We start from the raw sequence: 26,362 nt of genomic DNA, 5'->3' as shown, positions 1-26,362 counted from the left end.
ATAACTTTAAAAACTTATAAGCTATCCATATAGCTTATATCGTAAGTATTTTTTAAGCGTTTGTGTATCGTTTCGTGCCAATTTTGAGATATGAGAGAGTTTAATTTTTCTAATTTATCTAATAAAATCGGATTTTGTCTAAGAGCTTGATGTGGGGAGTAAAAAAGTTGATTGAGTTCAAATACACTAAGTGAAGTAGAATTTTTTTCTAAAATTTTAATGTTTTCATGCTTTCGTATTTGTCCAACTTGTAAAACTTTATAATACCATCCACTCAAGCCCGTTTTAAAAATTTCATGTGTAAAATTTGAATTATTGTGAATTTTAGAAATTTTTACACAAGGTTTTCTAGGTTCGCTTACTTGCAGTATTGCATTTGAAATTTGATGTATATCACCTATGCAAACATTTTGTTCACAAAGCCCATCGATGCTCAAATTTTCACCCATTGAGCCAAAATTTAGCTTTTTATTAAGAAATCTTTCCCATATAGGATAGTTTTACAAGAGTTGGCAAAAATAGCCTTATGGTAGCCTCCATGATGAATTTTATCAGCTATTTGATCATCTAAAATACCTAGAAAATCAATTTGTATTTCTTCTAGGTAAGTATCTTTAATAAATGCACTTTGGAAATTTTTATAGTTTTTAATTTTCCCTATTTGCAAACTTTGAATTTTCATGGTTCTAGTTTTTTTAATAAATCATCAGCACTGATAAAACCCGTGATTTTTAATTTTTCTTTTCCATTTTCAAAGAAGATTAAAACAGGTGGGCCAAAAACATTAAATTCTTTCATGGTTTTAATTTGTTCATTATTATTTTCGCTTACATCAACTTTGATAAGTTTGTAATTTTGCATTTTTTGTATGATTCTTTCATCGCTAAAGGTTAATTCATCTAAAAGTTTGCAATTTTCACACCAAGATGCTGTAAAATCAAGCATTATGGGCTTTGTATTTGTTTGTATTTCTTGCTTTAATTGTTCAAAATTGTTGATATAATCATAGCTTAAAGCAGGTTTTGAGGCAGATATAGTATTGAAATTTAAAGGATTTAAGAAATTTTTAGCCCCAAAAAGTCCCCCTAGGAAAATACTTAGAGAATAAGCTAAAATAAGAATTAAAATACTTTTTTTAATTTTAGAAATTATTGTAAAACTTTTTTCAAAAATTCCCATAAAAACACTAAAAAATACACCTAAAATTCCATAGGCAATTAAAATGTAATTTTCTTCAATAATTCTAGAAAGTATCCAAATAGCCATAGCCAACATAACAAAACCAAAGAAAATTTTTACTTTTTCCATCCAAAAACCAGGTTTAATAAAACCTAATCCTAAGCCTATGAAAAGCAAAGGTATACCCATGCCAAAACTCATGATAAAAAGCGCACTACCACCTAATAAAGCATTGCCTGTATTGGCTATATAAATTAAAGCACCTGCTAAAGGAGCTGCTACGCAAGGACCTACTATTAAAGCAGATAAAAATCCCATGATGGCTATACCTACAACTCCCTTCCCTTTTTCGCTTTTTTTATGTATAAAGGTTTGAAATCTTAATGGCAATTCAAAGCGAAAAGCTCCAAACATAGCAAAAGCAAAAGCTATGAAAATTAGAGCAAAAAGAATTAAAATAATAGGTTTTTGTAAAATTCCTTGAATACTTGCTCCTAGAAAACTTGCTATAACTCCAGCAATAGCATAGGCTAAAGACATGAAAAAAACATAGATAAGAGAGAGAAAAAAACTATATTTTTTTGAAAATTTAGCATTACTTTTTACTATGATAAGAGAAGATAAAATCGGAATCATAGGTAAAATACAAGGTGTTAAGGAGAGTAAAAGTCCATAGCCAAAAAAACTTAGCAAAATCCAAAAAAAGTTATCTGTTGCTAAAAAATTTGCTATAGAGCTTTCTTCAGATTCAATTTTAGTTTTTTTATCTATTTTTTGAGCTTTGTAAGGTTTTGAAATTTCAAAAGCATCTTTTTTAGAAATGAGATCAAAGTACCAAGTTTGAGGATTATAACACAAGCCTTGTTCAGAACAGCCTTGAAATTCGAGTTTGATTAAATTTGTGGTATTTTTTGCAAAGCGCTCTAGTAATAAATTTGGCAAAGCTAAATTTAATTTTTGATAATAAACATTTTCATTACCTCTTGTAGAACTTTGAGGTAGATTAATCAAAGAACTTATATCTTTTTCGTTTATATATAATTTAAGTTTATTAGAATAAAGATAAATATCTTTTCCAAGTTTAATATCAATTGAGATAGAGTTATTATAAGAGTTTGATTTTACATTAAAAGCTTCATTTAAAGATAATATAGAAGCAAAACATAAACAAAAACTTAATAAAATAATACCAAAAATACGCATAAATTTCCTAAAAACTTATTTTTTCCTTTATTTTTAGCTTCAATTATAATTTATTATGGTAAATTTGCTTTAAATACTTTATAAAGGTTTGAAAATGCAAGAAAATAATTCTCCAAAAACGCAAGGGGCTGTTAAAAAGAATGAAATTTATGTTTCTGTTAAAAGAAAGAAAAGTACAATAGAATATGAAAAAGATTTAAAGAATTTGCAAATTGAGCTTTTGAAATTTCAAAATCATGTTAAAGCCAAGGGTTTAAAGGTTCTTATACTTATAGAAGGGCGTGATGCGACTGGAAAAGGTGGGGCGATTAAACGTTTGATTGAGCATTTAAATCCGCGTGGTTGCCGCGTTGTGGCTCTTGAAAAACCTAGTGATGTGGAAAAAACACAGTGGTATTTTCAGCGTTATATAGCACATTTGCCCTCAGCTGGTGAGATTGTGATTTTTGACAGATCTTGGTATAATCGCGCAGGAGTAGAACCGGTTATGGGTTTTTGTACACCGCAACAACATAAAGATTTTTTAAGAGAAGTGCCTTTGTTTGAAAATATGATTTCAAATAGTGATATTATTTTTTTTAAATTTTATTTTTCGGTATCAAAAGACGAGCAAAAAAAACGTTTTGAAAAACGCCGAAGTGATCCACTTAAACAATATAAATTATCTCCTGTGGATCAAAAATCGCAAGAATTATGGGATAAATATACTTTAGCTAAATACTCTATGCTTTTAGCATCTAATACTCCAACTTGTCCTTGGACTATTATTTCTTCTGATGATAAGAAAAAAGCAAGATTAAATTTATTGCGTTTTATACTTTCTAAGGTAGAATATCCAAATAAAAAAACTGGAGATTTTTCCAAAATTGATGCAAAATTAGTGCGTAGTGGAGAAGAAGAAATACGAAAAATGGAGGCGAATTTGGAAAAACTTGACAGTAAAAAAGCAGATGAGAAAATAAAAGATTTAGATTAAGGAAAAGAATGCAAAAGCTGGTTGAAAATTTAGCACTAAAGTACTATGATAAAGTAGTTGATTTAAGACATCAAATTCATATGCATCCTGAGCTTGAATTTGAAGAAGAAAATACAGCTCGTTTAGTGTGTAAAATTTTAGATGAGTTTGGCATTAAATATCAAAAAAATATTACAAAAACAGGAATTTTAGCTACTATAGAAGGAAAAAAGAAGAGTCAGAAAAAACCAAAATGCGTTCTTTTAAGAGCGGATATGGATGCTTTGCCTGTACAAGAAAAAACTAATCTAAGTTATGCTTCAAAAATTGATGGTAAGATGCACGCATGTGGACATGATGGACATACAGCAGGACTTTTGGGAGCTGCTTTGATATTAAATGAGCTCAAAGATGAATTTTGTGGCACGATTAAATTTATGTTTCAGCCCGCAGAAGAGGGAAGCGGTGGAGCTAAACCTATGATAGAATCAGGTGTATTGGAAAATCCTTATGTTGATGCGGTTTTTGGTTGTCATTTATGGGGGTCTTTGCTTGAAAATACTGCTCAAATTGTAAGTGGCGAAATGATGGCTGGAACGGATATTTTTGATTTGGAATTTATTGGCAGAGGAGGACATGGAGCTCATCCGCATACTTGTATAGATCCTATAATTATGGCAACGCAATTTGTAAATAATATACAAAGTGTTGTTTCTAGGCGTTTAGCCCCTTATGAAGCAGGGGTGATTACCGTAGGTCAAATTTGCGCAGGAACTACTTATAATGTTATTCCTACAAATGCTTATTTAAAAGGAACCGTGCGTTTTTTAAATGATAAAACACAAGATATTTTAAAAAGTTCTCTAGAAGAAGTGGCTGCTGCTACAGCAAAATCTAATGGTGGAGATTATAAGCTTAAATATACTAAAGAATTTCCTCCATTGATTAATGATGAAAAAGCTGCTTTAATAGCAAGAAAAGCTTTTGTAAAGGTCTTAGGAGAAGAAAATATCATTGTTTCTTCTAAACCTGACATGGGGGCTGAAGATTTTGCTTTTTTAACACGAGAAAGAATGGGAGCTTATGTATTTGTTGGAATTTCAAAGGATTTAAATCATCCAGCTTTGCACCATAGTTCTACTTTTTGTTGGGATGATGAAAATTTAAAAGTTTTAATGCAGGGTGATGTGATGATGGCTTTAGAATTTTTAAATTTATAAAATAGAATTAAAAATTCACAAAAAATTCACAAAAAATGAGTAAAATTTAACCTTGATTTTTCTTTAGGATTTGTTATTATGAAAAAGAAGATTGTTTTAATCATTTTAATTGCAATACTTGGAAGTGTTGGAGCTTATTTTATTTTTTTTAATAATGATGAAAAAATCAGCTATTTAACTCAAAAAATACAAAAAAAAGATATATCTCAAACCATAGAGGCAGTAGGAAAGGTATATGCCAAAGATCAAGTTGATGTGGGTGCTCAAGTTAGCGGACAAATTATAAAACTTTATGTGGATGTGGGAACTCATGTAAAGCAAGGTGATTTGATCGCTCAAATTGACAAAGATAAACAACAAAATGATTTAGATATTACAAAAGCTCAACTTGAAAGTGCTAAGGCTAATTTAGAGAGTAAAAAAGTTGCTCTTGAGATTGCGAGTAAGCAATATCAAAGAGAACAAAAACTTTATGCAGCTAAAGCAAGTTCTCTTGAAAATTTAGAAACTCAAAAAAATAATTATTATACTTTAAAAGCCAATGTTGCAGAGCTTAATGCTCAAGTAGTTCAGCTTGAAATCACTCTTAAAAATGCACAAAAAGATTTAGGTTATACAACCATTACTGCTCCTATAGATGGTGTTGTGATTAATGTAGCCGTAGATGAAGGACAAACAGTTAATGCTAATCAAAACACCCCTACTATAGTTCGTATAGCTAATTTAGATGAAATGGAAGTAAGGATGGAAATAGCAGAGGCTGATGTGAGTAAGATAAAAGTAGGAACGGAGCTTGATTTTTCTTTGCTTAATGATCCTCAAAAAACTTATCATGCTAAGATTGCAAGTATAGATCCAGCTGATACTGAAGTAAGTGATTCTAGTACAAGCTCAAACTCATCAAGTTCGAGTTCTTCAAGCTCAAACTCATCAAATGCTATTTATTATTACGCAAAATTTTATGTAGCCAATAAAGATGATTTTTTGCGTATTGGTATGAGTATACAAAATGAAATTGTCGTAGCAAGTGCAAAGGCTGTTTTAGCAGTGCCAACTTATGCAATTAAAAGCGATCCAAAAGGCTATTATGTTGAAATTTTAGAAAATCAAAAAGCTGTTAAAAAATATGTCAAACTTGGCATTAAAGATTCTATCAATACTCAAATTTTAGAAGGCGTAAATGAAAATGAAGAATTGATAGTAAGCTCAAGTGCTGATGACTTAGCCCCTAAAATGAAGTTGAGATTTTAATGATTTTTCTTAAAAATATTTGCAAGAATATAGGCGAAAATGCCATTTTAAAAAATGTAAGTTTAAGTATAGAAAAAGGTGAATTTGTTGCCATTATAGGACAAAGTGGAAGTGGTAAAACTTCACTTTTGAATATCATAGGAACATTAGATACGCCAAGTAGCGGAACTTATGTTTTTGATGAGTATGAAGTCACTAAACTTAATAACGATGAAAAAGCAAGATTAAGGCGTGAAAAAATAGGCTTTATATTCCAAAGATATAATCTTTTAAGCTTGCTTAGTGCTAAAGAAAATGTTTCTTTACCTGCAGTTTATGCGGGAAAAAATTTACAAGAAAGAAGTCAAAATGCTAAAAAACTCTTAAATGATTTAGAATTAGCTCACAAATTAGATTCTAAGCCAAACGAATTAAGCGGAGGGCAGCAGCAACGCGTTTCTATAGCAAGAGCTTTAATGAATGGCGGAGAGCTTATTTTGGCTGATGAGCCAACAGGAGCTTTGGATAGTAAAAGCGGTATTATGGTGCTTGAAATTTTACAAAAACTTAACGCACAAGGTCATACTATAGTCTTAGTAACTCACGATCCAAAAATTGCAGCACAAGCTAAAAGGGTTATAGAGATTAAAGATGGAGAAATTTTAAGTGATACTAAAAAGGAAAAAGCTCAAGAAAAACTCACTTTAAAAACAATGCCCAAAGAGAAAAAAACACTTACTTTGCTTAAAAATCAAGCCTTTGAGTGTTTTAAGATAGCTTATTCTTCCATACTTGCACACAAACTTCGTTCTATTTTAACTATGCTTGGAATCATCATAGGTATTGCTTCTGTAGTTTGTGTTGTAGCTTTGGGATTGGGTTCTCAAGCTAAGGTGCTTGAGTCCATTGCAAGACTTGGAACAAATACTATTGAAATTCGTCCTGGAAGGGGTTTTGGAGATTTGCGTTCAGGTAAAACAAGGCTTAATTTTAGCGATTTAGAAACGCTAAGATCCCTAGAATATTTAGAAGCAGTGGATGCTCATTCAAATACTTCAGGTGTGGCAACTTATACCAATATTTCTTTAAGTGCAAGAGCTGAAGGAGTGGGGGTAAATAATTTTGCTATAGAAGGTTTAAGGATAGATGCGGGAAGAATTTTAAATAATGATGATGTAAAAAATAGTACCAATGTTGCTGTGTTGGATTTTAATGCTAAAAAAAATCTTTTTCCTGATGAAAAAAGTGAAAATATTTTAGGTCGTGTGGTACTTTTTAATTCTCAACCTTTTAAGATTATAGGAGTTTTGCAAAAAGATACAGACAAACCTATAGAAGATAATGTAGTGCGTCTTTATATACCCTATACAACGTTGATGAATAAGCTTACAGGAGATAGAAATTTGCGTGAAATCATAGTTAAGGTTAAAGATGATGTGAGTTCAACTTTGGCTGAAAATGCTATTATAAGAATTTTAGAAATTAAACGCGGACAAAAGGATTTTTTTACTTTTAATTCTGATACTTTTAAGCAAGCTATTACAGCAAATAAACGCACTACAACGATACTTACAGCTTGTGTGGCTGTGATTGCTTTGATTGTTGGGGGTATAGGAGTGATGAATATCATGCTTGTTTCTGTAAGTGAAAGAACAAGAGAAATAGGCATACGCATGGCTATAGGGGCTAGAAGAGAAGATATTATGATGCAGTTTTTAATCGAAGCGGTTATGATTTGTACTATAGGGGCGATTTTAGGTGTGATTTTATCGATTTTTGTTATTTTTGCTTTTAATACTTTAAGTACTGATTTTCCTATGATTTTAAATGCCTATTCTGTGCTTTTGGGACTTTTAAGTTCTATGTTTATCGGTATGGTTTTTGGTTTTTTCCCTGCAAGAAATGCAGCAAATTTAAATCCTATTAGTGCATTATCAAAGGAATGATATGAGAGTAATATTTAGCATTTTTTTAGCATTTTTCTTGAGCGCTTGTGGTGCAAAACTTAGCTTGCCTAAAGAAGTTGATTTAACCCAAGAACAAATGAAAGATTTAAATCTTACTTATGATTGGTATAGATCTTATGATAATGCAAAATTAAATGAATTTCTAAATTTTGTTTTATTGAATAATAGCGATATTAATATTGCTAGAAAAACTTTGCTTTCAGCTTTGGCTAGAGCCGATTTGATTGATTATGATTTATATCCGACTTTAAGTGGAAATTTGGGTTTTGGTGGAGATAAAGATTTAAATTCAGGCAAACAAAGTAAAAATTTCAATAATTCTTTAAATTTAAGCTATGAGCTTGATATTTATGGCAAATTAAGAGATAGTGCAAGTGCGAGTGAATTTAGTGCAAAAGCAAGTGCTTATGATCTTGAAAATTTAAAAATAAGCATGATCAATACAGCTTTAAATGATGTGTTTGAGCTGGCTTATTTTAACGATGTAGATAAATTGCTTCGAGCTTATCTTTCAAATTTAGAACAAATGAAAGAGCTTTATAGTTATAAATACAAGCTTGGAAAAATAGAAGAATTAGATCTTTTAAACATAGAACAAAGCTTATTAAGAGCTAAACAAAATTTATTAAGCAATGATCAAAATCGTAATTTACTCATAAAAAATTTACAAGATTTATTGGCAAAGCAAGAAGGTTTTGCTTACATAGAGTATTTTAAAACTTTATCTTTAAATGATTTTAAAACCTTAAGTCCTGATTTTAATATACCTTTAAAAGCTTTAGCGTACCGTGCGGATGTGAGATCTAAACTCAATAGCTTAAAATCAGCCTTTAAGGATTATTCTTCCATGCAAAAATCTATTTTGCCTAGCATTTCTTTAGGTGGAGCATTAAGCGGAAGTGATAAAAAAATCGATGATAGTTTTAAATTTGAAATTTTAAGTGGCAATGTTAAGATTTCTTTACCTTTCTTAGATTATGGTAGAGTAAAGCAAAATATCAAAATTTCACAATTTACTTATGAGCAACTTTTAATTTCTTATGAGCAAGCCTTGCAAAGTGCGATGAATGAATTTGCATTGAATTATAAAGATTATCAAAGCGACACCTTGCTTTTGCAAAATTTGCAAAATATTAACATTAAACAAGAGCTTATCACTAAGGCGTATTATGAAAAATATATTTTAGGAAAAAGTGAATTAAAAGATTATTTGGATGCAAACAATACTTTAAATTCTACCCAGCAAGAATTTTTAAGAGCTAGATTTAATCTTTTAAAAACCATTAATTCTTACTATCAAATCACAGCTTTAAGTTTTAATGATGAAAACTTAGAATTTCCTAAGTATTAAATTTAATAATCAATAATATTTTTTAAATCCTCGAGTAATTTTTTAGCCATCAGCTCATAGCCTTTTATAGTAAGATGTACATCATTGAGCGAAAGCTTTTGTTCTATCCATTTGTTTTTTCCTCCACTATCTTGCATAAACTGATGCATATCAAAAATAAGAGTTTTTTCTTCTTTGGCAACTTCATATAATGCTTTGCGTATGGTAAAAAAATCAGGAGCAAGCTTGTAGTTTTTACCTTGTTTTTGAACTACAGTTGGTGGAGAGATTAGCATGATAACAGCGTTTTTATTGTAAGTTTTTAAAATGTTAATCCATTTTTTTAAATTATTTTTAAATTTTTGTTTTTCAAACCCTTTAAAGAGTGCATCATTAGAACCATAGGCAAGAATAATTAAATCATTGTGTAAAAGTTCTAGTTCTTTTTTTACAACCGCTTGATTCCAAGAGAGCCATAAATCACTTTTGGCACCATTGATTGCAATGGTATCTAAGAAAACATTATTATCTTTATTTGTGATGAAATATCCTCCTAGCTCAGCATCCTTTTGTAAGGCTGAAATTTGCAAAGGAAGATCAAGTTCTAGTTCTTTATAAGACCATTTATTAGTTTGTGTAGTTCTTAACTCATAGCTTTGGTTTTTTGCATCTTTGATGTTAAAAGCATTGGTATTTTGTTTGGCTTTAAATAAAAATCCTATCTTGAATTTTTTTTTATCTAAGGTTGTATCAAGGTTGATTTTTGCGCCTTTGATTTTTGCTTTGGCTATTATCCCACCTAGTGGAAAATTATGTCCAGCATTAGCAGGATTTCTTGAGTTTAAAATTTCAAAGTTTTTATAAGAATAAACAAGATTAAGATTTTGTTGATATTTGGGCTGTAGAGGATAGGCAAAACCTATAGAGTTAGAGCGGATTAAATATCCTCTTATGACACGCGGAAAGAAATCAGCCGCCATATGAGAATCTCCATAAATTCTAATTCCTATGTTTTGATTTTTTTCTAATTTTTTTTCTAGATTTTTAAGATCTTTTTTTGATACATAACTTGTTAAAGCAGAGTGATTTTTGTTTTGATTGAGTATGGAATCTATTGTGTCATTTGTATTTAAATTTTGTGCATAAGAGCTAGTAAAAATAATAAAAAACAATAAGATAATTTTAAATTTATTTACTAGCATTTTCTTCCTTAAGTTTTATGTGTTCTAATAAAAGTTTAGACATTTCTCTTGCGCCACTTGGAGTAAAATGAACCCCATCATCTGTTCTTACTTTTATACTTCTATTGTTTTCATCTTTTATATAAGCTGAGTATTCATCATTGACACTAAAAAATAGCTTAGTGTTAATAAAAATTTCTTTATTTCTAAGAATTTCATCGCTGTAAATTTTATTGAGCACTTGTATTTTTTTGTTCAAATCTTCTTTTTTTACAGGAGGGATTTCAAACCAAAAAACTTTGGCTTTATGTTTTTTAGCGATTTTAATGATTTCATCTACACGATTTGTATAAATATCTATCCAAGAAGGGGAGCCAAAACGATGGTAATTTCCTCCTTTTTTAATATCCCAAGGATCATTAGCGCCAAGAAGAACAACAAGATATTTAATATTTGAGTTTTTAACAAAAGCTTCATTAGTCGCTTTTGACCAGTCAAAATAGGATTTATAAGAAAGGCCTGTATTTTGTTTACTAAGATCGGTTACCTTAAGATTTAAATTTCTTAAATCTCTATTTAAGGCTATTGCAACACCTTGCATTAAAGAATCTCCGATAAATAAAAACTCATCTCCATTTTGTAGTTCTAATTTGGTATTGTCGATAAAACTAATATTTGCATCTTGGATTAAGGTTAGATTTGTTTCTTTATGAGAAGTGTTTTCATCATTTTCTAAAGTGTTTAGAACTTTATCTATTTTACTTAAGTTTTCATCTGTTGATTTACTTTCTTGATTTGTAGCTTCTTCATTGGTTTGAGGCAAGGGTTCGTTGCTTAAAATTGCACGAATTTGTTCTAATTTAATTTTGAAGCCATTGGCTTCTTTTAAAAGATCATTATGAGGATAGAATGCAAAATGATATTTTTGTTCTATATAAGAGCTAATACTCTGATTCATAACTACAACAACCAAGCCAAGCACTATAATCAAAATGAAGAAAAATCTAACTACACTCATCTAAAAACTCGAATAAATAAAATCAGGAATTCCATCTGGCATAAAAGCAAAAACCAAAAGTAAAATAAAAGCTATAATAAAAGGTTTTAGCAAAAATGGAGTAAGATTTAAAATCTTAATGCAATATTCTTTAAAATTAATAAATAAAGGATAGACCATAAAAAGAACCCCAAAAGCAACCAACATATAAATATCATTATAAGATGGAATTTGGAAGAAATTATAATAACAAGCTTTAAAATATTCTATTGCATCTTCTAGATTTTTACTATAATAAAAGAAAATCCAAGTAAAACATACAAATTGAAAGGTTAAAAATCTTCCTAAAGCTGGAATTTTTTGTAAACTAAATTTGCTTAAAGCTAGCAAATGTATAAAAACTATGCCAATACCATGCAATAAACCCCAAACAATAAAAGCAAGTGTATTGCCATGCCACATACCTGAAAGTATAAAAGCGATGAGTATGTTAACTATAGTGCGTGGCATTCCTTTTCTATTGCCCCCTAAAGGTATATAGATATAATCTCTTATAAAGGTTGAAAGACTGATATGCCATCTAGCCCAAAAATCTTTTAGGTTTTTTGCAAGATAAGGCATGTTAAAGTTAGGCGGAAGGGTAAAACCTAGCATTAAAGCAAAAGCACAAACTAAGTCAACATATCCGCTAAAATCGCAGTATATTTGAATCGCATAGGCGTAAATTGCGCTTAAAAGTTGTATGAAATTATAAGATTGTGGAAAGTCTAAAATACTTTTAGCATAAATTCCAAGGTAATTGGCTATTAAAACTTTTTTAACTATACCAAAAACAAGCAAGATGATGATTAAATTTGCATGTTTAAATTCGCGTTTTTGATAGGCCTGCTCAAAGAAAAAAGAACTTCGCATAATAGGCCCTGAAAGTAGTGTTGGAAAAAATGATAAAAAGGTTGCTAAATTTAAAAAACTTTCTAAACGGCGTTTTTGATAAACTTCCACAAGATAAGTGATAGAAGTAAAAGTATAAAAACTAATTCCTATTGGTAATACTAAATCAATATTTAAAAATTCTAAACCGAAAAAATTTAATATCTCATCAACACTTCCTTTGATACTAGGAAAGTATTTAAAAAAACATAAATTTAAAATAATAAAAGCCATACAAGTAGCGAAAATATAACGCTTGCGACGCACAAAAATTAGCAAGGCAAAATAGTGTATAAAAAAGGTATATATAAATAAAACCAAGGCGAAATAAGGATTGATTAAAATATAAATAATATAAGAGAAAATTAAAATTAAAATATTTTGTATTTTGTAATCATTTTTAAAAGTCCAATAAATAGCAAAAAAAGCTATCATTAAAATACTAAATTCTAGAGAAAAATAAGTCATACCTTCAATCCAAAGCGAGATTTGCCCATAGTAGGGCAAAGATTATTTTTTTCTGCTTAATGCAATATTTTTGATGTATTGATCAGCTAAATAAAGTCCATTTCCGTGTTCTCCGATTAACTTAATCTTGTCAACTATACCGCGGAAAAGTGCTTCTTCTTCGTGTTGTTCGCTTACATACCATTGTAAGAAATTAAAAGTAGAATAATCTTTATGTGTTAGCATGTGTTCAACTAAAGTATTGATTGACTTTGTGATAAATTGCTCATGTTCATAGGTTTTTTCAAAAACATCAAGTAAAGATTTGAAATTTTGTTCAGGCTGTTTTACTTCTTGAAGCTCTACATGAGAATCTGTCTCATTAAGATAAGTGATAAGCTTTTTAGCATGATCGCTTTCTTCGCTTGCATGTGCAAACAAGAAGGCTCCAGCTCCATCAAGACTGTTTTCATAGCACCAAGAACTCATACTAAGATATAAGTTTGCTGCATACATTTCTTTGTTTATTTGTTCATTGAGTAATTTTACAACTTCTTTAGAAAGCATTCTTATCTCCTTATTAAAATTTAAAATGTTTTATAATGATATATTATTTTTTTAAAAACAAGCTAAATTTTTTGATAGTTAAAAATTATATTTAAGAAAAATACAAAATAAAAAATGTTTCCAAAATGTTTCCAAGTTTTTTTAAACTTCCATTACTTTTTTAAAGTTAAGGAGAAAAAATGAAAAAAATTCTATCTTTGAGTGTGGCAAGTTTTGCACTTTGTGGTGCTTTAAATGCAGCAGATTTAAAAATCGCAGGTTCATCGACTGTGTATCCTTTTACTTCTTTTGTAGCTGAAGAATACGCTTCGATTAAAAATACAAAAACTCCTATAGTAGAGAGCTTGGGAACAGGGGGTGGATTTAAGGTATTTTGCGAAGGAACTACTGATATTTCTAATGCTTCAAGACCTATGAAATTAAGCGAATTTGAAACTTGCAAAAAAGCAGGAGTAACTGACATAGTAGGGATTATGATAGGCTATGATGGTATAGTTTTAGCTCAAAATAAAACTAATGCTCCATTAAATATCACAAAAAAAGAACTTTTCTTAGCATTAGCAAAAGAAATTCCACAAAATGGAAAACTTATACCAAATCCTTATACAAACTGGAATCAAATCAATAAAAATTTACCAAATCGTAAAATTAGTGTTTATGGTCCACCATCAAGTTCAGGAACAAGAGATACTATAGAAGAGCTTGTAATGAGTGATGTGTCTAAAAAAATTCCTGAGTATAAAGGTGAGTATAAAACCATACGCCAAGATGGTGCTTATATCCCAAGTGGCGAAAATGACAATCTAATCGTTTCAAAACTTACTATTGATAAAGATGCTTTTGGAATTTTTGGTTATAGCTTTTTGGTGAGCAATTCAGACAAAATCAATGCTGCTAATATCGATGGTGTTACGCCAAGCGAAGAAAGCATCGCAGATGAAAAATACGAACTTGCAAGAAGTTTGTTTATTTATATCAATGCTAAGAAAAATCCAAAAGAAGCCTTTGAATTTGCAAAAATTTATATGAGTGATGATTTGGCAAAAAGTGGTGGAGAGCTTGAAAAAATAGGACTTGTTCCTTTAAGTGATGATAAATTAAAAGCTTCTCAAAAACATGTAGAAGATAGAAAAATTTTAAATGATGAGCTTGTAAAAGCTGGAAAAGTTTTTTAAGGAAAAACTTTGCTAAAAGAAAAAATAATCAAATTTGCACTTTTTTTATGTGCTTTTGTAAGCGTGATAGTAAGCTTTGCTATCATGCTTACAATTTTAATTGAAGCTTTAAAATTCTTTCAAAAAGAAAGTGTTGTTACCTTTTTATTCTCAAGTCAGTGGGCAGCTGATGCAGCTTTTATGAATGCAGATGGCACGAGCAAACAAGGTGTTTTTGGAGCGCTATCGCTTTTTTGGGGAACTTTTTATATTTCATTGATTGCTATGCTAACGGCTTTACCTTTAGGGGTTATGTGTGCTATATATTTAGGTGTTTTTGCTGGCAAAAAATCTAAAAATTACTTAAAACCTATTTTAGAAATCATTGCAGGGATTCCTACTGTTGTTTTTGGATTTTTTGCGGCTATAGTTGTAGCGCCTTTTATAGTGTGGTTTTTTTCTTTATTTGGCATACAAGCAAGTTTTCAAAGTGTTTTAGGCGCAGGTTTTATCATGGGGATCATGATAGTACCTATAGTGGCTTCGTTATCTCAAGATTGCATTGAAGCAGTAAGCGAGAAAAGGATTAATGGCGCTTATGCTTTAGGTATGACAAAAAAAGAAGTGGTTTTTGCTGTGATTTTACCTGAGGCTATTCCTGGTATAGTTGCAGCTTGTCTTTTAGGACTTTCAAGAGCCTTAGGTGAAACCATGATAGTGGTAATGGCAGCCTCTTTGCGTCCAAATTTAACGATGAATTTTTTAGAAGATATGACAACAGTAACGGTAAAAATCGTAGAAGCTTTAAGTGGAGATCAAGCTTTTGATAGTTCTTTGGCTTTGAGTGCTTTTTCTTTAGGTTTGGTGCTTTTTATCATCACTTTAATCATCAATATGTTTAGCGTTTATCTCATCAATCGCTTTCACAAAAGGAAAAATTTATGAAAAAACTTTTTAAAAAAAGACAAAAAGCTTCAAAGTCTTTTAAAAGACTTTGTAAAATGGGGCTTTATATTAATTTAATTTTTCTTTGTATCTTTTTAGGAAGTGTGGCTTATCTTGGATTTCCTGCTTTTAAGCAAACCTATATTTTTGTAGAGGCTAATAGAATTTCTCCTGCTTATGATCTTTTATCTCGCGCTGAGCAAAGAAAGATAAGAACAGGGCAAATCACTGAAAAATCTTGGCTTTTGGCAAATTCAGAAGTAGATCAATATATGAAGCAAAAATATAATCGCCTTAGTGAAAAACAAAGAACTTTAGTCGATGATCTTGTGCAAAAAGGCGAGATAGAGCTTAAATTTAATAGTAATTTCTTTTTAAATGGGGACTCAAAATCTCCTGAAAATTCGGGAATTTTATCTTCAGTTGTAGGGACTTTGCTTGTTATGCTTGTTTGTATGGTTGTGAGTGTTCCTATAGGCGTTGCAGCGGCAATTTACTTAGAAGAATTTGCGCCACAAAATATTCTTACACATTTTATAGAAGTGTGTATTAACAACCTTGCAAGTATTCCTAGTATCTTGTTTGGACTTTTAGGACTTGGAGTGTTTATCAATCTTTTTGGAATGCCTCGCTCAAGTGCTTTAGTGGGTGGGCTTACTTTGGCGATTATGAGTTTGCCTATTATCATTGTTTCAACCAAAGCAGCTTTAAAAAGTGTGGATATCAATATGAAAAATGCCGCTTATGCCTTAGGCATGACAAAGGTTCAAATGGTAAAAGGCATTATGTTGCCTTTAGCTATGCCTATGATTTTAACAGGTTCTATTTTGACTTTAGCGCAAGCTATAGGAGAGACTGCACCTTTGATGATTATCGGTATGATAGCCTTTATCCCTGATGTAGCTAGTTCGATTTTTGATCCAACTAGCGTTTTACCTGCTCAAATTTACTCATGGTCGGCTATGCCAGAGCGTGCATTTTTAGAAAGAACAGCAGCGGGTATTATTGTGCTTTTAGGACTTTTAGTCGTGTTAAATCTTAGTGCGATATTATTAAGAAAATATTTTCAAGGAAAATTAAAGTGATAGCAAAAACAACAAATTTAAATTTATTTTATGGAAAAAAACAAGCTTTATTTGATATTAATATGCAAATAGAACAAAACAAAATTACCGCTTTAATCGGTGCTTCTGGATGTGGTAAATCCACTTTTTTGCGTTGTTTTAATAGAATGAATGATAAAATCGCAAAAATCGATGGTTTAGTGGAAATTGAAGGAAAAGATGTTAAAAATCAAGATGTAGTAGCTTTGCGTAAAAATGTAGGCATGGTTTTTCAACAACCTAATGTTTTCGTAAAAAGCATTTATGAAAATATCTCTTATGCACCAAAACTTCATGGTATGATTAAAAACAAAGATGAAGAAGAAGCTTTGGTGGTGGATTGTTTGCAAAAAGTAGGGCTTTTTGAAGAGATTAAAGACAAATTAAAGCAAAATGCCCTAGCTCTTTCAGGCGGACAACAACAACGCCTTTGTATCGCAAGAGCTTTAGCAATAAAACCCAAACTCTTGCTTTTAGATGAGCCAACTTCCGCGCTTGATCCTATAAGTTCAGGCGTGATTGAAGAGCTTTTAAAAGAATTAAGCCATAATCTTTCCATGATTATGGTAACGCACAATATGCAACAAGGCAAACGCGTAGCTGATTATACAGCATTTTTTCATCTAGGCGAGCTTATAGAATTTGGTGAAAGCAAGGAATTTTTTGAAAATCCAAAGCAAGAAAAAACCAAAGCTTATTTAAGCGGTGCTTTTGGATAATAAAACCGCTATTTTTAGCGGTTTTATTTTAAGAAAAATTTGTTAAAATTTGCTTTTTATCTTTATAAGGCATTAATCATGGCAAAAAAACAACTCTCCTTAACAAGACTTAGTTTTCCTATATTTTGGGATTTGCTTTCTAAGTATTTAACTGTGATTATCAATACCGCTATGGTGTCGCATTATTCTAATTTTCTTGTCGGTGCTATGGGGGCTGGAAATCAAATTTTAGATCTTTTTATCACTATTTTTTCATTTTTAAGTGTGGGTTGTAGTGTGGTGATCGCACAAGCAATTGGTGCAAAAGATCATGTTTTAGCAAGAAAAGTGATTCATCAAAGTTTGTTCTTAAATGCACTTTTAGGCTTTGTATGCGGTGTGCTTATTTTATGGCATGGGGAGTATTTGCTTTATCTTTTAAAAATCCCACAAGAATTGCTCAAAGATAGCGAAATTTACTTACATATGCTTGCAATTTGTTTGTTTTTTGATGCCATAGGAATTGTTTTAGCGGCTATTGTAAGGGTTTATAATATGGCTTATTGGGTTATGCTTATAGGCTTTTTGATGGATGTAGTGGTGATTTGTGGAAATTATTATGTTTTGCATTATACAAAATCAGAACTTTTTGGAGTAGGGCTTAGTAATATTTTTGCTCGTATTGTTGCTATAGTGGCTTTACTTGTGATACTTTTTTATAAACTTAAAATTCATCTTAAAATCAAAGAAATGATAAAACTTGAAAAAGAGGTATTAAAAAAGGTTTTAAATATAGGTGGATTTTCAGCAGGGGAAAATCTTTTGTGGATAGTCCAATACACTATAGCTTTTGCTTTTGTAGCAAGTTTAGGCGAGGCGAGTTTGAGTGTGCAAACGATTTATTTTCAAATTTCAATGCTTATCATGCTTATAGGACAAGCTACGAGCATAGCTAATGAAATCATAGTAGGTAAATTAGTCGGTGCTAGATATGAAAATATCGCTTATAAACATGCTTGGCGTGCTTTATATTTTAGTGTGGTGGCAAGTGCTTTAGTAGCACTTTTGAACTATCTTTGTCAAGATTTTACTATGCAAATTTTAGGGCTTAAAGAAGAGTTAAAAAATTTAATGATACCTTTATTTGCTCTTTCAATCTTTCTTGAAATTTCACGCACTTTTAATATAGTCATGGTTAATTCCTTGCGCGCAAGTGGCGATGCTAAGTTTCCATTTTTTAGTGGACTTGTTTTTATGATGGGGGTATCTTTACCTGTGGGTTATGTGCTTTGTTTTCATTTTAATCTTGGAATTTTAGGGGTTTGGATAGGATTTTGTGCGGATGAGTTTTTGCGTGGAATGGTAAATTCATACAGATGGAAAAGTAAAAAATGGCAAGGCAAAGCTCTAGTTTAAAATCATTTATTTATAAAGATGAGTGCTATTTTTATTCTAAAAAACGCATAAAAACTTTAAGATTAAGGCTAAATGAAAGGGGTGAATTTGTTCTTAGTATTCCTTATTTTTGCACCTTTAAAAGCGTTTATGAGTTTTTAGATAAATCAAGTTCTTGGATGAATGAGGCAAAAAAAAGATTTGAAAAAAAAGCCTTAAAAGATGATGAGTTAATCTTTTTAGCTAAAAAATATAAAATTATATTTGATGTAAATGCCAAAAAAACTTATTTTAATAAAGATAAAATTCTTTGTCAAAATAAAGCAAAATTAGATTTATTTTTAAGACAAAATGCTAAAAAGATTTTTACTTTTTATCTTAAAAAATGGAGTCAAAAAACAGGTTTATTTTACACGCATTTAAGCATTAAAAATATGAAAACGCGTTGGGGTTCATGTAATCACAATAAAGCTTATGTTAATTTAAATTTAAAACTCATTCAAAAGAGTTTAAGAGCTATTGAATATGTGATTTTGCATGAAATATGCCACTTAAAATTCCCTAATCACAGCAAAGAATTTTACGATTTTATTGAGTATTTTATGAGTGATTTTAGGCAAAGAGAGAAAGAATTTTTAAGTTAAAAATGTTATATTTATAGTTTATTTTTCAAAAAAGGCATAATATGACTTTGGATTTTGATTTTATTTATAATGCGGATAATGATATTTTTGAATATTTATTGCGTTTTTATGCGAAAAATTATAACTACACCCTTAGTAAAGAAGAAAATACCTATCATTTTTCTATTGATGCAGATGAAGAAAATTTAAAGACTTTTTGTGATTCTTTGAATTTCATGAGTCATAGCGTTTTTTTGAAAAAATTTGATGTAAAAGCGGGGCAGGGTTTTAACCCTTGTATACCAGAAGATAAAGAATTTTCGAAATTTTCTTATATTACGCATTTAAATTCTAATGCCTATCAAGAAAAAAAACTTTTAAACAAAAATGAATGGGGTGTGTTTTGTGAGTGTGAATTTTCAAGCAATTTATCAGAATTTGAAAAAATCAATGAAGAAAATTTCAATACTTTTTTAAATCTTGCTTTTGATTTGTTAAGTCAAGAAAAAAAGATTTATTTAAAAGATAAAAATGGTATTTATGAATTTTCTTTGTTTAAGAACGAATTTATAGGAGATTTTTTACTTCCTTGTGATATTAAAGCTATAAATTCAGTTTTTGTTTGTTCAAATGAAAATTTAAAACTTCTTGCAAGTTTGGAAAAACCTTTGATAAAGCTAAGGCTTAATGCTATGTTTAGAAAAAATCACAATCTTGATTTTAATGATTTTAAAATCAGACTTGCTAGAGATTTGTTTTGCTTTGCTTTAGGTTTAAAACTTTTTGAAAATGAATATAAATTTTTAAGCGTAAAAAAGATAGAAGAATATCAAAAAGATTTTTATATCAGTGCTTTAGATGAGCAAGTGGTGGTTTTGGAAGGCTTTGAATTTATGAATGCCAAGGCAAGAGAGCTTATTTTTTCTAAAGAAGATAAAAATATGGCAAGAATTTCTTATCTTGTAAGCCGTTATAAAGAAAAGGCTTTTATTTTAGAGCTAAGTAAAGATTATGAAGATATTTTGCTTATCAACAAAGAGCTTAATTTACTTAAAATTTCCTTACCAAAACACAGTAAAGAGCTTTATGATGAGATTAAAAAAGATGAAATTGGTGCAAGGCTTTTAGAAAATTTTAGCAAGGAATTTCCTCTTTTAGATGAAAATTTTGAACTTCAAAACAATTTTTATTCCTTGCTTGGCTTGCTAGGAAGAGTGCTAAATTTGGGTAAAAATTTACAAGAGAGTGCTAGTGAGCTTTTAAAAATCGCTGATGAGTCAAAAATGCCTCGTGGAGTAAAGATTGATTATCGTTTGAAAGAAGATAAAAGTTTTGATTATACAAGAACTTTAAGATCTGCTATGAGTTTTATGTTAGCAGGTGTGGATAGTGCTAATATCGCTTATGGATCGGTTGAGAGTTTGGCTTATTTCTTACGTGATACTTATGATGAATTAAGAGAGAAAAAGCAAAGTGATTTAGCACTTATAAGTGGATCTTTGTTTGAACATAAATCTTTGCTTAAAAACACTTTAAAACATCTTAAAAATTGTCAGTTAAGCGATGTGCCACTTAGGGTATAAGATCAAAATTTCAGGCTTAGTTCAAGGGGTGGGTTTTCGCCCTTTAGTTTATGAACTAGCTTTGAAATCAAAGCTTTTTGGAGAGGTAAGAAATGATGGTTTTGGGGTAGAAATCATCCTTGCTTGCACTCAAAAAGAATGTGAAAATTTCATAGAAAATTTAAAAAATCATCTTCCACCTTTAGCAAGAATAGATAAGCTTATAATCACGCAAATTTCTATTTCAAACTATGAGAATTTTAGCATTACTCCTTCTTTAAAGAATGTAAAAAGCGCGCCTATGTTAAGTGATTTTGCGCTTTGTAAGGAGTGTAAAAAAGAATTTTTTGATGAAAAAAATCCACGCTTTTTATATCCTTTTATCACTTGCACGCATTGTGGGCCACGCTTTAGTATTATAAAAAGTCTTCCTTATGATAGATTTAATACTTCTATGCAAGAATTATTGATGTGTGAGTTTTGCAAAAGTGAATACGAAGATCCTAAAAATAGGCGTTTTCATGCCCAGCCCATTAGTTGTCCTAAATGCAAAATCAATGTTTTTCTTAAAAATCCAAAGGGTGAAATTTTAGCCAAAGATCAAGAGGCTTTTATGCAAAGTGCGAAGTTTTTAAAAGAGGGTAAAATTTTAGCCATAAAAGGCATGGGTGGTTTTCATCTCATGTGCGATGCTTTTAATGAAGAAGCTTTAAAAACTCTAAGACTTAGAAAAAATCGCCCTAAAAAACCCTTTGCTTTGATGTGTAAAGATTTACAAAGCGCTAAAAAACTTGCCTTTATAGATGAAAAAGAAGAAGCTTTGCTTGGTGGGGTTTTGGCTCCTATTGTGATTTTAAAGGCAAAAAAAGCCTTTTCTTTAATCGCTCCTGATGTTGATAAAATCGGCATTATGCTAGCTTATACGCCTTTACATCTTTTGCTTTTTGAGTATTTTAAAGGAAATCTTGTGGCAACAAGTGCGAATTTAAGCGGAGAAAGTATTATTAAAGATGAGTTTAATTTGTGTCAAAAACTTGATAAAGTTTTTGATTTTTATTTGGATTATGATAGGGAAATTGTCAATGCAAGTGATGACAGCATAGCTCAAGTGGTAAATGGTAAAATTATGTTTTTGCGTACTTCAAGGGGTTTAAATCCTTTTTATTTGGAAAGAAAATTTGATAAAAAAGGCACTTTTTTAGCTTTGGGTGCGGAACTTAAAAATGAATTTGTGATTTTTTATGAAAATAAACTTTTAATTTCTCCTTATATAGGGGATTTGAAAAGTCTTGATGTACATGAGAGATTTTTTAAACTTTTAGAATTTTTTAAACAAAATTATGATTTGAAATTTGATGCGATTTTATGTGATAAACACCCACATTTTAGCTATGTAAAAGAATTTGAAGAAAGGATTAAAATTTCTCATCATTATGCGCATTTTTGTGCGGCTTATTTTGAATATGAAGAAAGTTTTGCAAAAGATGAAAAGGCTTTAGCTTTTATTTGTGATGGAACAGGTTATGGTGAAGATGGTAAAATTTGGGGTGGAGAAGTTTTTGTAGGAAATTTAAAAGAATATGAAAGAATTGCACATTTTGAAAATTTCACTCTTATAAATAGTGATATTAAAAATATACAAAATTTAGCCCTAAGTCTTATTTTTCATTATGATTTAGAAGATAAGGCTCAGGAGTTTTTAGCAAAAATTCCAAAAATTAAACTTGAAAATCTTAAAAAAATTTATTCACATTCTAACTTACAAACGAGTTCTTTAGGACGCATTATCGATGCTTTTGGAAGTATTGTTTTTAACTTAGAAAAAAGTTCTTATGAAGCCCAAGTTGGCTTAATGTGTGAAGCTTTTTATGATAAAAATCTTGATTTTTCTTACAAGCTTTTTGTAGAAAAAGGGCAGGTTAATTTTAAAAATTTAATCCTAGGGGCTTTACAAGATGAAAAAACTAAGGCAATTACAGGTATGTTTAATGCCTTGGCAAATTTTATCATAGATTTTAGCAAAGATTATGATTTAAAAGTGCTTTTAAGTGGAGGAGTTTTTCAAAACAAAACCTTACTTGAAATTTTAAAAGCTAAAAATTTTGATTTTTTTATACCTTTAAAATACCCTTGCAATGATAGCTCCATAGCTTTAGGACAAATGGTGCATTTTTTAAAAAAAGAGTGATTTTATCTTTAAACTCATAATTTTTTAATGCTTTTAAGGTTAAAATGAAACAAAAAATATAAAGGAAAGAAAATGTGTAAAGATTGCGGCTGCTCTATAAATTCAGGCCATACGCATGACCATCATCACGATCACCACCATGAAAATCCAAGTTTAAAAGAAAGTAAAACCATAGAAGTAATTTCTAAAATTTTAAGCAAAAATGATGAAGAAGCTAAACACAATAGAGCGCATTTTAATGAGGCTAACACGCTTTGTATCAATTTAATGAGTTCTCCAGGTAGCGGAAAAACCACGCTTTTAGAAAGCACGATCAAGGCTTTGAAAAATGAACTTAAAATTGCTGTGATTGAAGGGGATTTAGAAACCAATAATGACGCTATAAGAGTAAAAAATGCCGGAGCTTTGGCGTATCAAATCACTACAGGGCAAAGCTGTCATTTGGATGCTTTTATGGTGCATGAGGCTTTGCATCATTTAGCTATTGATGATGTGGATTTGCTTTTTATAGAAAATGTTGGAAATTTGGTTTGTCCTGCAAGTTATGATTTAGGAGAGCATTTAAATGTGGTTTTGCTTTCGGTAACTGAAGGAAGTGATAAACCGCAAAAATACCCTGTGATGTTTAAAAAGGCTGATATAGTTTTAATCACAAAGGCAGATTTGGCCCATCATTTTGATTTTGATGTTAAAGAGGCGACTAGGTTGATTAAAGAATTAAATCCTAGAGCAGATATTATCACTCTTGATGCAAAAAATGGCACCAATATGGAGCTTTGGTATAAGGTGCTTAAACTTAGAAAGGAGCTTTTTTAATGTGTTTGTCTATACCTTCTGAAATTTTAGAAATCGATGAGTTAAACAATGCTTTAGTGCAAACTTTAGGTGTGAAAAGAAAAGTTAATTTGGATTTGATTGATGAGCCTTTAAAACAAGGCGATTATGTCTTAATCCATGTAGGCGTTGCTATGGAAAAAATCGACAAAGAAGCTGCACTAGAAAGCATTAAAACCTATCAAGAAATAGTAGAAAAAATGAATAGTGGAGAGATAAAAAGCGATGAGGGAGATTTGGGCTTAAATGAATTTCATCGATGAATTTAGAGATAAAAAAAGCATTTTAGCTTTAAAAAAACTTATAGAACAAGAACTTAAAAATCCTATTAATATCATGGAAATTTGCGGTGGGCATACACATAGTATTATGAAATATGCCCTGCCTTCTATTTTGCCAAAGGAAATTAACTTTATCCATGGGCCAGGATGTCCTGTTTGTGTTATGCCAAGAGTTCGCATTGATACAGCTATTAAGCTAGCCTCCATGAAAGATACGATTTTTTGTACTTTAGGGGATCTTTTAAGGGTGCCTGGAAGTGAAATTTCTTTACTGGATTTAAGAGCTAAAGGGGCTGATGTTAGAGCGCTTTATTCTCCGCTTGAGGTTTTGGAAATCGCTAAGCAAAATTTAAACAAAAATATCATCTTTTTTGCTATAGGTTTTGAAACTACTACGCCTATGAGTGCTTTACTTCTTCAAAAGGTTATAGAAGAAAAAATAAATAATGTCTTTTTTCATATCAATCATATCACAGTTCCAGCACCTGTAGAAGCGATCATGAATGATGAAAATGTAAAAATCAATGCTTTTTTAGGTCCTTCTCATGTGAGTGTGATAACGGGTTATGGTATTTATGAGCCTTTAGCAGCAAAATTTAAAACCCCTATAGCAGTGAGTGGTTTTGAGCCAGTTGATATTTTAGAAAGTGTGTTAAATATCATAAAACAAAGCAATGAAGGTACTTTTAAAGTGTATAATCAATACAAAAGAGCCGTAAGCAAAGAAGGCAATGTTAAAGCACAAAATTTAGTAAAAAAATACTTTAGGGTGTGTGATTTTGAATTTCGTGGCTTAGGGCTTATTAAAGATGGAGGCTTGGAGCTAAAAGAAGAATTTAGCGCCTATGATGCGAGTAAAAAATTTGATTGTACGGTGCAAAGTAAAAATGAAAGCAAAGCCTGTATTTGTGGGCAAATTTTAAGAGGTTTGGCCAAGCCTTATGATTGTAAAGTTTTTGGTAAGGCTTGTACGCCAAGAAGTCCTATAGGAAGTTGTATGGTTTCTGGCGAGGGTGCTTGTGCGGCGTATTATAAATACTCAAAGGTGAATGTATGAAAAATATTTCCTTAGCCCACGGAGGTGGCGGAGAAGAGATGAATAAGCTTTTAACTAAGCTTTTTAAGATCTTTGATAATGAAATTTTAAATGCAAATAATGATGCTGCTATTTTGGGAAATTTGGCTTTAAGCACGGATTCTTTTGTTTTAAGTCCGATTTTTTTAGATGAAGAGGTCAATATAGGCAAACTTTGTGTTTGTGGTTCTATTAACGATGTTTTGATGGTGGGTGCTAAGCCAAAATATCTAAGTTTAGGGCTTATCTTAGAAGAAGGTTTTGAGCTAGAAAAATTAGAACGTATTTTAAAAAGCATTAAAGAAGAATGTGAAAAATGCGGAGTTATGTTAGTTTGTGGCGATACTAAAGTTGTTCCTAAGGGTAAGGCAGATGAAATTTATATCAACACTACAGCCTTAGGTGAAATTATTTCTAAAAAAGAAAGTAAAAATATCAAAGCAGGGCTTAGCATACTTCTTTCAGGCGATATAGGAAGGCATGGAGCTAGTGTTTTAATCAAAAGAAATGAGTTAGAAGCTGATATTAAAAGTGATTGCAAGGCTTTAGATAAAGAGGTTTTAGAGCTTTTAGAAAAAGATATAAAGGTTGTAGCAATGAGAGATGCTACTCGCGGGGGGCTTAGTGCGGTTTTAAATGAGTGGGCAAAGCAAAGTGGAAATGATCTTTTGATCTTTGAAGAAAAAATCATCGTTCAAGATGAGGTTTTAGGACTTTGTGAGCTTTTTGGTTATGAAGCTTATGAGCTTGCAAATGAAGGCACTTTCATACTTTGTGTGGAAAAAGAAGATGAGTTAAAAGCCTTAGAAATTCTAAAAAAATACAATGTAAATGCGAGTATTATAGGAGAAGTTTTAGAAGAGAAAAAAGCACGTGTGATTTTACAAAACGCTTATGGGGCAAAACGCTTTTTAGAAAGCCCTAAAGGCGAACTTTTACCAAGAATTTGCTAATGCACGAATTAAGTATAGTAGAATCTTTAATCGAACTTTGTGAAGAAAATGCCTTAAACAATAAGGCTTACAATGTGCAAGAAATTTATGTAAAAATCGGGCGTTTAAGCGGTATAGAAGTGGATCTTTTTAAGCGTTGTTTTGAAACTTTTAAAGAAAATTCAAATATTTGTAAAAATGCTAAACTTTTTATAGAACTTGTTTCACTTGAAATTTTATGCTTAAAATGCGATCAAACAAGTATTTTAGAAGAAAATGTTTTTAAGTGTCCTAAATGTCAAAGTATAGAATATAAAATCACACAAGGTGAGGACTTACACCTTATGCGACTTGTGATGGAGTGAG

General features: G+C 30.7%; 23 protein-coding genes and 1 pseudogene. 18 read left to right on the top strand and 6 right to left on the bottom strand.

Annotated features, from left to right (window positions below):
• Positions 1-14 precede the first annotated feature (14 nt).
• Positions 15-682, bottom strand: a pseudogene (locus tag FBE93_RS06775) (MOSC domain-containing protein).
• A complete protein-coding gene (locus FBE93_RS06770; RefSeq protein WP_002931957.1) occupies positions 679-2,382 on the bottom strand; it encodes a protein-disulfide reductase DsbD in 1,704 nt (567 codons plus the stop codon). Before FBE93_RS06770 ends, FBE93_RS06775 begins: the two are co-directional and overlap by 4 nt.
• 94 nt (positions 2,383-2,476) lie before the next feature.
• Here FBE93_RS06770 and ppk2 point away from each other — a divergent pair, with 94 nt between their 5' ends.
• The 5 genes from ppk2 (at position 2,477) to FBE93_RS06745 (ending at position 9,105) form a co-directional block, all read left to right on the top strand.
• Positions 2,477-3,358 carry a polyphosphate kinase 2 gene (gene ppk2 / locus FBE93_RS06765; RefSeq protein WP_165434305.1) on the top strand — a complete coding sequence of 294 codons (882 nt, stop codon included), beginning with the start codon at positions 2,477-2,479 and terminating at the stop codon, positions 3,356-3,358.
• 8 nt (positions 3,359-3,366) lie between these two features.
• On the top strand, positions 3,367-4,557 hold the full coding sequence (locus FBE93_RS06760) for a M20 family metallopeptidase (RefSeq protein WP_002931963.1): 1,191 nt from the start codon (positions 3,367-3,369) through the stop codon (positions 4,555-4,557).
• Positions 4,558-4,635: 78 nt separating this feature from the next.
• Positions 4,636-5,808 (top strand): efflux RND transporter periplasmic adaptor subunit, encoded by a 1,173-nt coding sequence (locus FBE93_RS06755; protein ID WP_165434304.1) that lies wholly within the window; start codon positions 4,636-4,638, stop codon positions 5,806-5,808.
• Positions 5,808-7,733, top strand: a complete 1,926-nt coding sequence (locus FBE93_RS06750; protein WP_048818602.1) for an ABC transporter permease — start codon at positions 5,808-5,810, stop codon at positions 7,731-7,733. The genes FBE93_RS06755 and FBE93_RS06750 overlap by 1 nt, the downstream gene beginning before the upstream one ends.
• 1 nt (position 7,734) lies before the next feature.
• Positions 7,735-9,105: a TolC family protein gene (locus FBE93_RS06745; RefSeq protein ID WP_002931967.1), complete on the top strand. Its 1,371-nt coding sequence runs from the start codon at positions 7,735-7,737 to the stop codon at positions 9,103-9,105.
• 2 nt (positions 9,106-9,107) lie between these two features.
• On the opposite strand, the gene FBE93_RS06740 is transcribed toward FBE93_RS06745, so the two are convergent.
• The 4 genes from FBE93_RS06740 to ctf are packed head-to-tail and all read right to left on the bottom strand — an operon-like array spanning position 9,108 to position 13,206.
• The gene (locus FBE93_RS06740) at positions 9,108-10,286 is read right to left on the bottom strand and encodes an SGNH/GDSL hydrolase family protein (protein ID WP_165434303.1); all 1,179 of its coding nucleotides are present in this window, start codon (positions 10,284-10,286) and stop codon (positions 9,108-9,110) included.
• Entirely contained in the window at positions 10,273-11,283 is a 1,011-nt protein-coding gene (locus FBE93_RS06735; RefSeq protein ID WP_002931970.1) for a GDSL-type esterase/lipase family protein, read from the bottom strand. The genes FBE93_RS06740 and FBE93_RS06735 overlap by 14 nt, the downstream gene beginning before the upstream one ends.
• A complete protein-coding gene (locus FBE93_RS06730; protein ID WP_002876670.1) occupies positions 11,284-12,660 on the bottom strand; it encodes an MBOAT family protein in 1,377 nt (458 codons plus the stop codon).
• 42 nt (positions 12,661-12,702) lie between these two features.
• Positions 12,703-13,206, bottom strand: a complete 504-nt coding sequence (gene ctf, locus FBE93_RS06725) for a non-heme ferritin (protein WP_002852256.1) — start codon at positions 13,204-13,206, stop codon at positions 12,703-12,705.
• A gap of 179 nt (positions 13,207-13,385) precedes the next feature.
• Here ctf and FBE93_RS06720 point away from each other — a divergent pair, with 179 nt between their 5' ends.
• The 13 genes from FBE93_RS06720 (at position 13,386) to hypA (ending at position 26,361) form a co-directional block, all read left to right on the top strand.
• A complete protein-coding gene (locus FBE93_RS06720) occupies positions 13,386-14,381 on the top strand; it encodes a substrate-binding domain-containing protein (RefSeq protein ID WP_002921170.1) in 996 nt (331 codons plus the stop codon).
• Between the two features lie 9 nt (positions 14,382-14,390).
• Positions 14,391-15,305, top strand: a complete 915-nt coding sequence (gene pstC, locus FBE93_RS06715) for a phosphate ABC transporter permease subunit PstC (protein WP_165434302.1) — start codon at positions 14,391-14,393, stop codon at positions 15,303-15,305.
• Positions 15,302-16,390, top strand: coding sequence for a phosphate ABC transporter permease PstA (gene pstA / locus FBE93_RS06710; RefSeq protein ID WP_002931974.1), 1,089 nt, complete (start codon positions 15,302-15,304; stop codon positions 16,388-16,390). The genes pstC and pstA overlap by 4 nt, the downstream gene beginning before the upstream one ends.
• The gene (pstB, locus tag FBE93_RS06705; RefSeq protein ID WP_052786404.1) at positions 16,387-17,127 is read left to right on the top strand and encodes a phosphate ABC transporter ATP-binding protein PstB; all 741 of its coding nucleotides are present in this window, start codon (positions 16,387-16,389) and stop codon (positions 17,125-17,127) included. The genes pstA and pstB overlap by 4 nt, the downstream gene beginning before the upstream one ends.
• Before the next feature lie 78 nt (positions 17,128-17,205).
• Positions 17,206-18,522 carry an MATE family efflux transporter gene (locus FBE93_RS06700; RefSeq protein WP_002931975.1) on the top strand — a complete coding sequence of 439 codons (1,317 nt, stop codon included), beginning with the start codon at positions 17,206-17,208 and terminating at the stop codon, positions 18,520-18,522.
• Entirely contained in the window at positions 18,498-19,145 is a 648-nt protein-coding gene (locus tag FBE93_RS06695) for a M48 family metallopeptidase (RefSeq protein WP_002931976.1), read from the top strand. Before FBE93_RS06700 ends, FBE93_RS06695 begins: the two co-directional genes overlap by 25 nt.
• A gap of 41 nt (positions 19,146-19,186) precedes the next feature.
• A complete protein-coding gene (locus FBE93_RS06690) occupies positions 19,187-20,707 on the top strand; it encodes a hypothetical protein (RefSeq protein ID WP_002931977.1) in 1,521 nt (506 codons plus the stop codon).
• Positions 20,688-22,874 (top strand): carbamoyltransferase HypF, encoded by a 2,187-nt coding sequence (gene hypF, locus FBE93_RS06685; RefSeq protein ID WP_165434301.1) that lies wholly within the window; start codon positions 20,688-20,690, stop codon positions 22,872-22,874. The genes FBE93_RS06690 and hypF overlap by 20 nt, the downstream gene beginning before the upstream one ends.
• Positions 22,875-22,946: 72 nt before the next feature.
• Entirely contained in the window at positions 22,947-23,690 is a 744-nt protein-coding gene (gene hypB / locus FBE93_RS06680; RefSeq protein ID WP_165434300.1) for a hydrogenase nickel incorporation protein HypB, read from the top strand.
• Positions 23,690-23,971 (top strand): HypC/HybG/HupF family hydrogenase formation chaperone, encoded by a 282-nt coding sequence (locus tag FBE93_RS06675; RefSeq protein ID WP_002776342.1) that lies wholly within the window; start codon positions 23,690-23,692, stop codon positions 23,969-23,971. The genes hypB and FBE93_RS06675 overlap by 1 nt, the downstream gene beginning before the upstream one ends.
• Positions 23,955-25,046, top strand: a complete 1,092-nt coding sequence (gene hypD / locus FBE93_RS06670) for a hydrogenase formation protein HypD (protein ID WP_002931980.1) — start codon at positions 23,955-23,957, stop codon at positions 25,044-25,046. The genes FBE93_RS06675 and hypD overlap by 17 nt, the downstream gene beginning before the upstream one ends.
• Positions 25,043-26,017: a hydrogenase expression/formation protein HypE gene (gene hypE / locus FBE93_RS06665; RefSeq protein WP_002931981.1), complete on the top strand. Its 975-nt coding sequence runs from the start codon at positions 25,043-25,045 to the stop codon at positions 26,015-26,017. Before hypD ends, hypE begins: the two co-directional genes overlap by 4 nt.
• The gene (gene hypA, locus FBE93_RS06660; protein WP_002931982.1) at positions 26,017-26,361 is read left to right on the top strand and encodes a hydrogenase maturation nickel metallochaperone HypA; all 345 of its coding nucleotides are present in this window, start codon (positions 26,017-26,019) and stop codon (positions 26,359-26,361) included. The genes hypE and hypA overlap by 1 nt, the downstream gene beginning before the upstream one ends.
• Position 26,362: the final 1 nt, after the last annotated feature.

Origin of the sequence: Campylobacter sp. CFSAN093229, from assembly GCF_011068225.1 — a bacterium.
Classification (GTDB): domain Bacteria; phylum Campylobacterota; class Campylobacteria; order Campylobacterales; family Campylobacteraceae; genus Campylobacter_D; species Campylobacter_D jejuni.
The sequence above is the reverse complement of the archived record's forward strand: the minus strand, read 5'-3'. Positions and strand labels throughout refer to the sequence as shown.